General features: G+C 68.5%; 14 protein-coding genes and 1 tRNA gene. 8 read left to right on the plus strand and 7 right to left on the minus strand.

Features of this window, described 5'->3' with window-relative positions; translation table 11 throughout:
* Positions 1 to 19: 19 nt before the first annotated feature.
* The 7 genes from ACLF6J_RS00060 (at position 20) to ACLF6J_RS00090 (ending at position 6,615) form a co-directional block, all read left to right on the plus strand.
* Positions 20 to 844, plus strand: a complete 825-nt coding sequence (locus ACLF6J_RS00060; RefSeq protein ID WP_194239374.1) for a segregation and condensation protein A — start codon at positions 20 to 22, stop codon at positions 842 to 844.
* Positions 834 to 1,484, plus strand: coding sequence for an SMC-Scp complex subunit ScpB (gene scpB, locus ACLF6J_RS00065; protein WP_227991701.1), 651 nt, complete (start codon positions 834 to 836; stop codon positions 1,482 to 1,484). The genes ACLF6J_RS00060 and scpB overlap by 11 nt, the downstream gene beginning before the upstream one ends.
* Positions 1,481 to 2,287 carry a pseudouridine synthase gene (locus ACLF6J_RS00070; RefSeq protein WP_134351625.1) on the plus strand — a complete coding sequence of 269 codons (807 nt, stop codon included), beginning with the start codon at positions 1,481 to 1,483 and terminating at the stop codon, positions 2,285 to 2,287. Before scpB ends, ACLF6J_RS00070 begins: the two co-directional genes overlap by 4 nt.
* Entirely contained in the window at positions 2,284 to 3,420 is a 1,137-nt protein-coding gene (locus tag ACLF6J_RS00075) for a prephenate dehydrogenase (RefSeq protein WP_134351623.1), read from the plus strand. Before ACLF6J_RS00070 ends, ACLF6J_RS00075 begins: the two co-directional genes overlap by 4 nt.
* Positions 3,413 to 4,135, plus strand: a complete 723-nt coding sequence (cmk, locus tag ACLF6J_RS00080) for a (d)CMP kinase (RefSeq protein WP_134351621.1) — start codon at positions 3,413 to 3,415, stop codon at positions 4,133 to 4,135. The genes ACLF6J_RS00075 and cmk overlap by 8 nt, the downstream gene beginning before the upstream one ends.
* 40 nt (positions 4,136 to 4,175) lie before the next feature.
* Positions 4,176 to 5,648 carry a ribosome biogenesis GTPase Der gene (gene der, locus ACLF6J_RS00085; protein ID WP_244093664.1) on the plus strand — a complete coding sequence of 491 codons (1,473 nt, stop codon included), beginning with the start codon at positions 4,176 to 4,178 and terminating at the stop codon, positions 5,646 to 5,648.
* 61 nt (positions 5,649 to 5,709) lie between these two features.
* The gene (locus ACLF6J_RS00090; RefSeq protein WP_134351617.1) at positions 5,710 to 6,615 is read left to right on the plus strand and encodes an NUDIX domain-containing protein; all 906 of its coding nucleotides are present in this window, start codon (positions 5,710 to 5,712) and stop codon (positions 6,613 to 6,615) included.
* A 30-nt stretch (positions 6,616 to 6,645) separates the two neighbouring features.
* Here the strand turns inward: ACLF6J_RS00090 and ACLF6J_RS00095 are convergent, their stop codons facing one another.
* From ACLF6J_RS00095 to ACLF6J_RS00115, 5 genes are all read right to left on the minus strand, one after another.
* Positions 6,646 to 8,061, minus strand: coding sequence for an HNH endonuclease signature motif containing protein (locus tag ACLF6J_RS00095; RefSeq protein ID WP_134351615.1), 1,416 nt, complete (start codon positions 8,059 to 8,061; stop codon positions 6,646 to 6,648).
* 63 nt (positions 8,062 to 8,124) lie between these two features.
* On the minus strand, positions 8,125 to 8,496 hold the full coding sequence (locus ACLF6J_RS00100) for an RNA-binding S4 domain-containing protein (protein WP_194239265.1): 372 nt from the start codon (positions 8,494 to 8,496) through the stop codon (positions 8,125 to 8,127).
* Positions 8,496 to 9,164, minus strand: coding sequence for a lysoplasmalogenase family protein (locus ACLF6J_RS00105; protein WP_134351613.1), 669 nt, complete (start codon positions 9,162 to 9,164; stop codon positions 8,496 to 8,498). Before ACLF6J_RS00105 ends, ACLF6J_RS00100 begins: the two co-directional genes overlap by 1 nt.
* Before the next feature lie 59 nt (positions 9,165 to 9,223).
* On the minus strand, positions 9,224 to 9,679 hold the full coding sequence (locus ACLF6J_RS00110) for a hypothetical protein (protein WP_134351611.1): 456 nt from the start codon (positions 9,677 to 9,679) through the stop codon (positions 9,224 to 9,226).
* 36 nt (positions 9,680 to 9,715) lie between these two features.
* Complete coding sequence (locus tag ACLF6J_RS00115) at positions 9,716 to 10,300, minus strand: GNAT family N-acetyltransferase (RefSeq protein ID WP_134351609.1); 585 nt, start codon at positions 10,298 to 10,300, stop codon at positions 9,716 to 9,718.
* Positions 10,301 to 10,407: 107 nt separating this feature from the next.
* Here ACLF6J_RS00115 and ACLF6J_RS00120 point away from each other — a divergent pair.
* Positions 10,408 to 10,484, plus strand: a tRNA-Pro gene (locus ACLF6J_RS00120).
* Positions 10,485 to 10,499: 15 nt separating this feature from the next.
* Here ACLF6J_RS00120 and ACLF6J_RS00125 read toward each other — a convergent pair.
* A complete protein-coding gene (locus tag ACLF6J_RS00125; RefSeq protein ID WP_421076793.1) occupies positions 10,500 to 11,804 on the minus strand; it encodes a site-specific integrase in 1,305 nt (434 codons plus the stop codon).
* Positions 11,805 to 11,816: 12 nt separating this feature from the next.
* Positions 11,817 to 12,491, minus strand: coding sequence for a helix-turn-helix domain-containing protein (locus ACLF6J_RS00130; RefSeq protein ID WP_421076794.1), 675 nt, complete (start codon positions 12,489 to 12,491; stop codon positions 11,817 to 11,819).
* Positions 12,492 to 12,642: the final 151 nt, after the last annotated feature.

Raw genomic sequence — 12,642 nt, forward strand, 5'->3', positions numbered from 1 at the left:
CATCGAGCGCGCCGAAGACGTGAGCAGCGGATCGGACGAGCCCGTCGGATCCGCGGCGATCGAACCGGGCTTCCGGGTCTCCCTGTCGAATTTCGACGGACCGTTCGACCTGCTCCTGAACCTCATCTCGAAGCATGAGATGGACATCACCGAGGTCTCGTTGAGCGCGGTCACGAACGAGTTCATCGCCTACCTGGGCGAGCTCGAGAACGATGAGGAACTCGATCAGGCCTCCGAGTTCCTCGTGGTCGCGGCGACCCTGCTCGACATGAAGGTCGCCGGACTCCTCCCGCAGGGCGAGCTCGTGGACGCTGAGGCCGTCGCGCTCTTGGAGGCACGCGACCTGCTGTTCGCCCGGTTGCTGCAGTACCGGGCCTTCAAAGAGGTGTCGGCGTGGTTCTCCCGTTGCCTGCAACGCGAAGACAAGCGGCACGTCCGCGCGGCACGCCTCGATGAGAAGCACCGCTCGCAGACGCCCGAGCTCGTGTGGTCGCTCACCGTGGACGACTTCGCGGCGCTGGCGTTGCTGGCCTTCGCGCCTAAAGAGATCCCGCATGTCGGACTCGACCATCTGCACGCACCGTTGGTCAGCATCCGCGAGCAGGCGGCGATCGTCGTCACCCTCCTGCGCGGCACCGAGTCGCTGAGCTTCCGCGAACTCGTCGCGGGCGTGAGCGAGCCGGGCATCGTGGTGGCGCGTTTCATCTCGGTGTTGGAGCTGTACCGGCACGCGGCGCTGACCTTCGAACAACTGGAACCGCTCGGCGAGCTCACGCTGCGCTGGGCAGCCGACTCCTGGTCGGACGAGACACTCGCGAGCCTGGGGGCCGACTATGACCGATGACCTGACCGAGACCGAGACCGAGACGTCGATCGACGCGGAGACCGAGACCGAGACGGCGGACGACGGGATCGGCGGGTCCACCGAGATCCCGCTCTCCGAGCGCATCGAGGCCATCCTGTTGATCGTCGACGAGCCGCTGGGGCTGGTGGCTCTCGCCGCCGCCGTCGGTTCGCCGGTGCCGGCGGTGCGGCAGACGCTCGAGACGCTCGTCGACGACTACGACGGCAACGGCACGGGCCCGCGGCGCGGATTCGAGCTGCGCGAGGTCGGCGGCGGCTGGCGACTGTACGTCCGCGAGGAGCTCGACCCGCTCGTGGCGGCGTTCGTCGGCGGACAGGCGCCCGCGCGGCTTTCGCAGGCCGCGCTCGAGACGCTGGCCGTGATCGCCTACAAGCAGCCCGTCACCCGCAGCCAGGTCGCCTCCATCCGTGCGGTGAACGTCGACTCCGTCGTGCGCACGCTGCTCGCCCGCGGCCTGATCACCGAACTCTTCGCCGACTCCGAGACCGGCGCGATCAACTACGGCACGACCGACGCGCTCCTGCAGCACCTGGGCATCAACTCGCTCGACGAGCTGCCCCCGATCTCCCCTCTGCTCGATGACGGCGCAGACGGTTTCGACGAAGGGACCATCCGATGACCGGTTTCGAGGCATCCGCAGGATTCGAGGGCGCGCCCGAGGGTGTGCGCCTCCAGAAGGTCCTCGCCGGCGCGGGTGTGGCGTCGCGCCGAGTGGTGGAGCAGTACATCACGGAAGGGCGCATCCGCGTCAACGGCGTCGTCGTCACGGAGCTCGGACGCCGGATCGACCCCGAGCACGACCTCGTGGACGTCGACGGCACCGCGGTGCAGCTCGACGTCTCCAAGCGGTACGTCATGCTGAACAAGCCGACCGGCGTCGTCAGCAGCATGAAGGACGAGAACGGCAGGCCCGACCTTCGTCGCTTCACGGAGCAGTTCGAGGAGCGCCTGTACAACGTCGGACGCCTCGACGCCGAGACGAGCGGTCTCTTGATCCTCACGAATGACGGCGCTCTCGCCCACGTGCTCGCTCACCCCTCGTTCGGCGTGACGAAGGTGTACATCGCGAAGGTCGAGGGGACGGTGCTGCCCCAGACGATCTCGAAGCTCACCAAGGGCATCGAGCTCGAAGACGGCCCCATCGCTGCGGACAAGGCGCGGCTGCTGGACACCTCGCGCGGGTCGAGCCTGGTCGAGCTGACCCTGCACTCCGGACGCAACCGGATCGTCCGTCGGATGCTCGCCGCGGTCGGTCATCCGGTCACGGAACTCGTGCGCCGGCAGTTCGGGCCGCTCCACCTGGGAACCCTCCCGGCCGGGAAGACGCGGGAACTGACTAAAATCGAACTCGGCGCGCTTTTGACCTTGTCGCGCCGTGATTCCGGTGTCGCCGAGGCGCCAGGCGAGCAGGAGAACGAATGACCGATACGACGAGTGCGCCCACGGCGCGGAGGGCAGGCGCTGTCGCGCCTCGTCTCTCCGGGACCGTCCGCGTCGTCGGCGCCGGTCTGCTCGGGGCGAGCGTCGGCCACGCACTCCGGTCGAAGGGCATCGACGTCGTTCTGACGGATGCGTCGCCCGCACAGCTGCGCCTCGCCGTCGACTACGGGGCCGGCCGCCTCGCCACCGACGACGACACCCCCTCGCTCATCGTGGTCGCCGTGCCGCCGGATGTGACCGCGGACGTCATCCAAGCCGAACTCCAGCGCTTCCCGGACGCTGTGGTGACCGATGTGGCGAGTGTGAAGCTGGAGCCCTTCCGCACCCTGCAGTCGCGGGGCGTCGACCTCACCCGATACATCGGATCGCATCCGCTCGCCGGCCGTGAGCGCGGTGGGGCCATCTCCGCCCGTGCCGATCTGTTCGTCGGGCGACCGTGGGTCGTGTGCCGCGACGAGGACACGAAGGCGACGGACCTCGCCCTGGTCGAAGCGCTCGCGCTCGACGTCGGGGCGATGCCGCTCGAGATGACGCCGGAGGAGCATGACCGTTCGGTCGCGCTCACGTCGCACGTGCCTCAGGTCGTCGCGAGCCTGCTCGCCGCCCGCCTCGCGGAGGCGGAGGAGGGGGCGCTCCGTCTTGCAGGCCAGGGCGTTCGTGACACGACGCGCATCGCGGCCTCGGCTCCCGAGCTGTGGGTGCAGATCCTCGGCGCCAACGCCGGCCCCGTCGTCGAGATCCTCGATGCTCTCGCCGCCGACCTCGGAGAAGTGGCGGCCGCATTGCGGGAGCCGAGCGCGCCCGGAGCACGACGCGTGGTCGCCGAGACGATCCGCCAGGGCAACGACGGCGTCGACCGCCTCCCCGGCAAGCACGGACAGAACCAGCGCTTCGAGTCGCTCGTGGTCATGGTGGACGACACCGCCGGTCAGCTGGGTCGCCTGTTCGGCGAGCTCGGCGAACTGGGCGTCAACGTCGAAGACCTCCGACTCGAGCACTCGCCAGGGGCCCAGTTCGGCCTCGCCGAGATCAGCGTCGACCCGGCCGCGCTGCACGGGGCGATCACCGGACTCCAGGAACGCGGCTGGCGGATTGCAGGGAACACCAATGACTGACACCTCGAACGCATCCACGGCGCCCGCACACGTGGCCGATGCGACGAAGTTCATCGCGATCGACGGACCAGCTGGTTCGGGCAAGTCCAGCGTGTCGAAGGCCGTCGCGCGCATGCTCGGCTTCGGATACCTCGACACCGGCTCCGCCTACCGCGCACTCGCCTGGCACGTGCTCGATCGCGGCGCCGACACCTCGGACCCCGAGGCGGTTCGCGCGGCGGCATCCGACTTCCCGGTGCGTCTGGGACTCGACCCCGACGACCGCACGGTTCGCGTCGGCGACACCGAGATCACCGAGGCCATCCGCGATTCGCGGGTTTCCGCCGCGGTGAGCGGCGTGGCCCGCGTGCCCGAGGTGCGCGCGCAGGTCAACGAGCTGTTCCGCGCACTGGTCGCTGAATCCGCCTACCCCGCCGTGGTGGTCGAAGGCCGTGACATCACGACCGTCGTCGCTCCGGATGCGCCCGTGCGGATCCTGCTCACCGCGGCACCCGAAGTGCGTGCCGCTCGACGCGCCGGCGAACTCGCCGGCGAGAACGCGGCTGCTGTCGCCGCGGCGCTCCACAAGCGCGATGCCTCAGACAGTGCCGTCGTCGACTTCCTCAACGCCGCGGACGGCGTCGAGGTCGTCGACTCGACGGAACTCGACTTCCCCCAGACCATCGACGCCGTGCTCACGGTGATCGAGCGAATCCAAGGAGCACACCGTGGCTGACGACGAATACGAAGGCGGCCCCGACCAGCTCGCCGAGAAGATGGACCAGCTCGACGAGAATCTCGCCGAGCAGCGCGCGGAGACCCTGCGCGCCGGCCTCTCCGACTACGAGCTGGACGACGAGGACGCCGCGCTCCTCGCCGGTGTCACGCTCGGCGAGGACGGCATCCACTACAGCCCGGCTCTGCCCGTGGTGGCGATCGTCGGACGCCCGAACGTCGGCAAGTCCGCGCTCGTGAACCGCATCCTCGGACGCCGTGAGGCCGTCGTGGAGGACACACCTGGCGTGACCCGCGACCGCGTGACCTACAAGGCCGAGTGGGGCGACCGTCGCTTCTCGCTCGTCGACACCGGCGGGTGGGAGCCCGATGCGCGTGGCATCGACCGCTCGGTCGCGATGCAGGCGGAGGTCGCGATCGACCTGGCCGACATGGTGTTGTTCGTCGTCGACGCGATGGTCGGAGCCACCTCGACCGACGAGCACGTCGTGAAGCTGCTGCGCAAGAGCGGTAAGCCGGTGTTCCTCGTCGCCAACAAGATCGATGACGCCCGGCAGGAGCCGGAGACGGCACCGCTGTGGAGCCTCGGGCTCGGCGAGCCGTATCCCGTCTCGGCCATCCACGGGCGTGGTGTCGCCGACCTGCTGGATGCCGTGCTGAAGAAGCTCCCCGAGGTCTCGGCCGTCGCGAAGCAGGAGATCGGCGGCCCGCGTCGAGTGGCCATCCTCGGTCGCCCGAATGTCGGCAAGTCGTCGCTGCTGAACAAGGCCGCCGGTGAAGAGCGCGTCGTCGTCAACGACCTCGCCGGCACGACCCGCGACCCGGTGGACGAGGTCGTGGAGCTCGGCGGGAAGATGTGGCGCCTGGTCGACACAGCCGGCATCCGCCGCCGCGTGCACATGGCGCAGGGCGCGGACTTCTACGCCTCGCTGCGTACCTCTGCCGCGCTGGAGAAGGCCGAGGTCGCGGTCGTCGTGCTCGACGTCTCGGAGACGATCAGCGAGCAGGACGTGCGCATCATCGACCTCGTCCTCGAGTCGGGCCGTGCGCTCGTCCTCGCGTTCAACAAGTGGGATCGCCTGAACGACGATGACCTCGAGAACGCCGATCGCCGCCGCTACCTGGAGCGTGAGATCGAGCAGGACCTCGCACACGTCGCCTGGGCGCCGCGCGTGAACATCTCGGCGACGACGGGGCGTCACCTCGACAAGCTCGTCCCCGCGCTGGAGACCTCGCTGGAGAACTGGGACCGGCGCATCCCGACCGGCAAGTTCAACGCGTTCCTCGCCGAGCTCGTCGCCGAGCACCCGCACCCGCTGCGCGGCGGCAAGCAGCCGCGCATCCTGTTCGGGACGCAGGCATCGACCCGCCCGCCGACGTTCGTGCTGTTCACCACCGGGTTCCTCGACCCGGGGTACCGCCGGTTCATCCAGCGCCGCCTGCGTGAGCTGTACTCCTTCGAGGGCACGCCCATCGTGATCAACATGCGGGTGCGCGAGAAGCGTCAGCGCTGATCTGTTCCGACGCGTGTCGCGCCGTGGCGCCACGACCCCGATGCTGTGAAAGGCTGAAGGGGTGACGGTCGTACCTCCTGCCTCTGGTGAGCCGCGTCGCCCGGACGGGCCGCGGAACCCGGGCGATGCCTGGGTGATCGCGGAGTCGGGCGAGAAATACTGGGGGCGTTTCGGCGCTGCCGGGCTTCTCGCCTTTGACCCGGCCCGGGGCATCCTGCTGCAGCATCGCGTCTCTTGGAGCCACTTCGGTGGCACCTGGGGGCTGCCCGGTGGGGCGCTGCACGAGGGCGAGAGCCCGATCGTCGGGGCGATCCGTGAGGCGCAGGAGGAAGCGGGCGTGCCTGATGGGGTGGTCCGTCCTCGGTTCACCAGCGTGCTCGATCTGGGCATCTGGTCGTACACGACGGTCATCGCCGATGTGCAGGTGCCCTTTGACCCGGTGATCAGCGACCCGGAGAGCGTGGCCCTCGAGTGGGTGCCCATCGATGAGGTCGACGAGCGACCGTTGCACCCCGGGTTCGCCGCGGCATGGCCGATGCTGCGGGCGCTGCTCGAGGTGCGGCCGGTGGTCGTGGTCGACGCCGCGAATGTCGTGGGGTCCGTGCCCGACGGCTGGTGGAAGGACCGGGCGGGAGCGGCGGCGCGCCTTCGTCTCCGGCTGGAGGCGCTGGTGGTCCCCGCGGAGGATCTGGATGTCGGCGGAGACGAGTGGTTCCCCGAGGTCTCGATGGTGGTCGAGGGTCAGGCGCGGGACATCGAAGACAAAGCGAGCACGGTCGCCGTGGTTCGAGCGGAGGGCGCGGGTGACGACGCGATCGTCGCCGAAGTCGAGCGACGCGTCGCTGATGTGCGCACAGTCGTCGTGGTCACCAGCGACCGGGAGCTCAGCGAACGAGCTGAGCGCGCCGGTGCCGTGAAGGTCCGATCTGCCGGGTGGCTGCTCCAACTCCTCGCGGCGCACGGCTGACTTCTGCTCCAGCTTCTCCGTCATCGTCATTCAGACGAACATCACGCGTCGGGGTGGCGGGTCGGCGTAGTCACGCCCCAGCGGACTGTGCCAAGTGACGCTGCCGTCCTTCTCCTGCTGGGCGTTCCAGCGATGCGTGTCGGGGATGTCCGGATGCTTGAGGGTGTGATGGCTTCGGCAGAAGTGGCCGAGGTTGTCGAGGCTGGTCTTTCCGCCCTTGGCGTGATCATGGTTGTGGTCGATCTCGCACCGGTGGGCTGGCATGCGGCACCCCGGGAACCGGCAATGACGGTCGCGCGCGCGGAGGAACCGGCGCATCCCTTCGGTGGGCGTGTAGGTGTCGGTCTCGACCACCATGCCGGACGGGTCGAGGAAGAGCCGGGTCCAACCGGTGTTCCGACCCGCGAGGTCGCGGGCGATGTCGGGATGCAGCGGTCCGTGGCCGTCGAGTTCAGCGGGGTTGTCATCCGCACCGGTGAGCGTGGTCGCCGAGACCGTGACCTGCACCCGAGCGTGAATGCCGTCGAGGCCGTCTCCGTGCGCGGCGCTGGGGTCTGCGGTCAGGAGAAGATCGGTGAAGAGATCGGCTTCCGTCTGCGCCCACGTCCGCGTGTCGACAGGGAGATGCTCGACCGTGGGGTCGGTCGCGAACATGTCACCGTCGGCGCTTTGGATCACCCTGCTGTCGTACGGGTCGAACGCTGGGTCGTCGAGCGAGAGATCTCCGGGATCGATACCTTCGCCGTCGTCGTCGAACCACCAGGGGAGAGGCGTGACTTCGCGGTTGTCTCGGGCGCGTACGACCGCGCGGGTCATGCGGTTCAGCCTGTCGGCGATCGCGGTGGCGATCCACTCGGGGAGTACGGCGGTGAGCAGTGCCAACCCGTCGTCGAGCGACTTCACCGTCACGCATCGTTCTTCGGCGGCGCGTCGGTGTCTTTCAACCAGCGTCTCGCCGACGAGGGCGGCAGCGACCTGACGTGCATGCGCTTTCGTGCGCGCAGCTGTGTCTTGTTCGGCGACAACGAGCACCGCGGCCTCGAAGAGCTCCATGACGGTGGCATCGACCTTGCGGTTGCGGATGGCTTCGGCGACGACGGCAGCTGCCCTCGCGATCTCGCGTACGTGTTGGACGCTGACGGCGCCACTCGCGAACGAGGCTCGGACGGCGGGGAGATGGGCCTGCAACGCCTGCGCATCGGCAAAGGCGAATTCCACGGAGCCCTTCGAGAGATGGCCGGCTGCGGAGAACTCCGCGACCATCGAGCGGTGGATCGCTTCGCGATGGAACGGACTTGCGGCGACATCGGCGTCGTTGAGGGCGATCTGCTCGACGAGCAACTCTGCTGCTTCGGCTTCGAGCGCCGCGATCCGACGTCTCGTCGCGACCCACGCATCCACGATGCGACGCCTTTCGTCGAGGTCGAGATCGGTCGTGTTCGCCATGCCTCCAGTTTAGAACGTATGTTCGAAAGAGTCGAGGTATCGGAGGCGACGCATGCCGGGATATCAGTTCAGGCGGTCATCGTGGCGACCGCGCAGCTTGTCGATGTCGCGGCGTTCGCGTTTGGTCGGGCGCCCCGCGCCGCGATCCCGAAGGCCGAGGGCAGCCTGTGGCTCGCGTTCGGGTGTCTTGTCCTCATAAGCAAGAGCCGCGAGAGGCGCCCCGACGCGCTTGACCAGGAGCTGGCGGACGATGAGGATCCGGTCGAATCCGGCGATGCGGATGCGCAGTTCGTCGCCCACCCTGATCTGCTGCGCCGCCTTCACCTTGTCGCCGTTCACTCGTACATGCCCCGCACGGCATGCGGTGGTCGCTGCCGACCGCGTCTTGTAGACACGGATCGCCCAGAGCCAGCTGTCGACACGTGCGGCATCCATCACGTGGTCCGCTTCCGCAACGCGATCAGTGCGCCGGCGACGATGAGGCCCTGGCCGAGGGTGTAGGTGAGCATCACCGCCGGGCTGCTCCAAGCCGGGAGCCCCGAGGGGAGGAACAGCCGGAATGCGAGGAGCGTGTCGCTGGCGAGGAAGAACGCTCCACCGACCGCGATGAGCGGGTGGCAGCGGGCCGCGAATGCCGCCGTGCCGCCGAGCACGAGTCCGTAGACGGCGACCGCGATGAGCAGCCCGCCCGCGTGCGGGCCCACGACCGCGATCATCGCGATCCACCAGGCGACATAGACCAACGCCCACCACGGCATCCGCCGCCGTGCGAGGTGGCGAACGACCAACAGGATGTATGCCAGGTGCGCGATACCGAAGAAGAGCAGCATCAGCGGCAGCTCCGGTGCGCTGGGGAAGAGGGCGCCCGCACCGTCGCCGAGCCAGGAGAACAGGACCGCTGCGAGGAGCAGGATCAGTGTCGCCGGAGGCTTCAGCCAGCGCACGGACAGCACCACCGGAACCGCCAGCAGCGGCATCAGGAAGAGTTTGGTCGGGCTGGCGAGCGGACTGTCCACCGCGAGGAGCACGACATGCAACAGCGAGACCGCGGCGTACGGGAGGAACGCCCACACGATCGATGAGGAACGCGTCCGCCGCTGCATCTCCCCATCGTAGGGTCGCGGCGTTGCGGCCGTAGGCGCCGTGTTCTTCACGCGGACACTCAGGATTCGACGGTGACCTGATCGACGGTGTCGTCGACGCCCAGGTGTGCAGCGGGCCAGTAGCCCTCGGGGAAGTGTTCGCCGCAGGTGTCCGTCAGGTGCAGGACCACGGTTCCGTCGGAGGAGGCCTCGATCGTCTCGAGTGCGAGGTCGGCGAAGGCATCATCGAGTTCGTGTGGCTCGGGCTCACCGGTGCTGAAGTTCGTGACCACGGCGTCTGTCGCGAGCCGTCGCAACACATCGAGCCGCGCGATGACCTCGCGCAGACGGGGGAGGAGAGGCGTCACCTCATCGACAGTCGTTCCTTCGAGCATGAGGTCGAGGTCCGTGCCTGCGACCGAGACCGTCCCGACGAACCAATCATGGGTGAGTACGGAGCCATCGGTGAGTTCGGACGTTGCCCGGGTGAAGGCGCCGAGCTCGGGGTCGTCGATGGTCGAGTGCGCGTCGGTCATCCTTTCACGCTAGTGGCTGGCGAGCCCGCTGCACGCTCATGCGGCGAGGTCGAGCGCGACGAGAGTGCGCCCCGGCTTGAGTTCCGCCCTCTCGGTGAAGCCGGCGGCCAGGAATGTGCCGAGCGTGCCGTGGAACAGGTCGTTGGCGCGCTGCTTCTCACCCCCGGTATCGACCGGGTAGCCCTCGATCACGCGGGCGCCGGATCTGCGCGCATACTCGACGGCGGCATCCAGCAGGATGCGGTTGAGTCCGGCTCCGCGATGCTCTCGCCGGACGACGAAGCACGTGATCGCCCAGACCGACTCGTCGTCGAAGGGCTCCGTCGTCGCGGCGGCGATGATGCGGGTGCGGGGGATCCGTGCCTGGCGGGTGCGGGGGCCGATCCGGATCCATCCGGCAGCCTCGCCGTCGACGTACGCGACGATCCCCGGCGGTGGTCCTTCGTCGATCTCGGCGCGGAACATCTCGGTGCGCTGCGGCGTCGTCGTCGCGTTCCACTCTTTGTTGGTCAGCACCGGCCAGATGCACTGGCAGCTCGCCCCGTCGCCGCCGCCCGTGAGCGCGTGCTGGACATCGCCCCAGCGGGGAGCGGTCGCCAGCTCGGTCGTGATCGTCGCCATGCACGTGACGGTACGCGCGACCTCCGACACCCGCAACGCCTCGGTTCGCGGAGGCGGTCGAGATGCGGCTAAGATAGGGGAGTTGCCTGCGCGAGAGTGCAGAACAACGGGCTGTGGCGCAGCTTGGTAGCGCACTTGACTGGGGGTCAAGGGGTCGCAGGTTCAAATCCTGTCAGCCCGACCACATTGAGGCTCGGAATCACGCGGAAGTCGCGAGGTTCCGAGCCTCTGTCGTATCCGCCGCCGTGCCGTGGTTGTGCACCCGTTGTGCACTTGCGCGCGGGACGAGCGCTGAAGCGCTCTCGGCAGCACGCCGAGCGGCATCGCCGATCAGGTGCGTGTAGATGTCGCTCGTGACCGAGATCGACGAGTGACCGAGCCGCTTCGACACGAGCGCGATGTCGGCACCGCTCGCGAGCAGCAGCGACGCGTGCATGTGCCGCAAGCCGTGCAGCGTCATCGCGGGCAGGGCGACGTCGCGCCGCAGCGCGTCGAACAGGCGCGTCACGTACTGCGGGCGCAGCGGCTCGCCGTTCTCGTATGTGAACACGTAGCCCGAGCCGAGCCAGGCGGCATCCCACGCCGAGCGCTCGCCGTCCTGCGCGATCTGCCAGGCAACGAGTGCACCGACCGCAGCATCGTCGAGTTGCACGACGCGACGGCCCGCGCTCGTTTTCGGTGAGTTCTCGACGACTTCGCCGCTCGCCTGCACGCGCGTGCTGCGCACGGTCAGTTCACGCCGCGCGAGATCGACGTCGCCCCAGCGCAGCCCGACGAGTTCAGCCCGGCGAAGCCCGGTCAGGACAGCGACCTCGAACAGCGCCCCGAGCCGATGCTGTGCGGCTCGATCCAGGAACGCGCCGACCTGCACAGGCGTCCACGGCTCGAACTCGTGCGCGTCGACGCTCGGCAGCCGGACACCGCGCGCGGGATTCGCCGCGATGATGTCGTCACGCATCGCCGCCGTGAGCGCGCCCTGCACCACGGCGACGATCCGACGCACCGTTGTCGCGCCGCGTCCAGCCGTGATCAACGCGTCGACGAAGCGTCGCACGTCGGCGCGCTTGATGTCGGTCAGCCGCAACCGTCCGAGCGTGCTCGGCGCGATGTCCTGCTCGACGTATCGGCGGTAGTTGTCGAGCGTCGAGCGCTTGATATCGCCGCGCTGCTCGCGTCCGGTCAGCCACTCGTCGAGCCACTGCGCGAACCGCACGCGGCTCGTCTCGACGAACTCGCCCTGATCGTGCTGCGTCTTCGCCTTCGCGTACGCGGATTGCGCCGCACGGCGACTGTCGAAGTTCGCGACGCGCGTCTGTAGCCGCCGCCCTGCCGTGTCGAATCCGCGCGACAGGTAGTAGCCCCACTTGCCGTGCTTCCCGCCGCTCTCACGTGCAGCGACGAGCGCCGGGCAGGCGCGCGCGATCTGCTGCTCGGTCGCGTTCTCAGGCAGGTTGCCGTACGGCTTGCCGCGCTCGTCGCGGCACGAGCATCTGCTGTAGATCATGATCTCCCTCTCTCAATTGGCCGTCTCAGATGGACGGACGTTCTCACGCGATGACGTCGCGCGCGGGCGCGCTCGCCACAGGTGCGGATGCAGGGCACGCCGGTCGAGCGCGTCGCGCGCCGTGACGATGCCGGGTGTTGGGTTCGCCGCAGCCCAAGCGTCGTAGCCCTCGAACTCGTCGGGCGGGCGGAACTCGAACAACTCGACCGCATACTCGGCGTGCTCGCGAAGCCGCTTCGCGAGCATCCGCTCGATCCGCTCGCGCAGCGGGGGACTCTTCGCGACGCGTCGACGTACCGCGTCCATCGCGGCCACGTAGCGATCCCAGGCGTTGCGCGCTTCGGCGAGCGCGTCCCCGGCGCTCTCGAAGTACGACCATGCCCGAGCATCCGGCGACTCATCCGGCGAGCGCAGGCGCGCGGCGACGTCGATCTCGTGGTCGTCGGCGAGCATGACCGGGTCGCTACTCGCGAGCAGGTCGGCGACGGTGCAGTCGAGCGCTTCGGACAGCGCGAGCACGTCGGTCACGGTGCAGTGCCGGGTGCCCGTCTCGATCGCGTAGATGACGTGACGGCTATACCCGAGATCACTGCTGAAGCGATCGCGGGCGAATGCTTCGCGTCCTACGCCGAGCGATGTGCGCATGCGCTGCACGTTCTGACCGACGATCTCGTCGATGTTGCTCACGATGCCTCCCGAGTGATTGCTGTGATTCCCAGCACCATAGCCCATCCCAGCGACGTAACAGCAGCAGATCGCTGTGAAAAGACGCTGGCAGCACAGGTGTCGCACTGCCGCACTTAGAGTCCCACTGAACAGCACGACCGAAAGGGGACAC

Source organism: Microbacterium sp. IO18, from assembly GCF_049099505.1.
In the GTDB taxonomy this organism is placed as follows: Bacteria; Actinomycetota; Actinomycetes; order Actinomycetales; family Microbacteriaceae; genus Microbacterium; species Microbacterium aurugineum.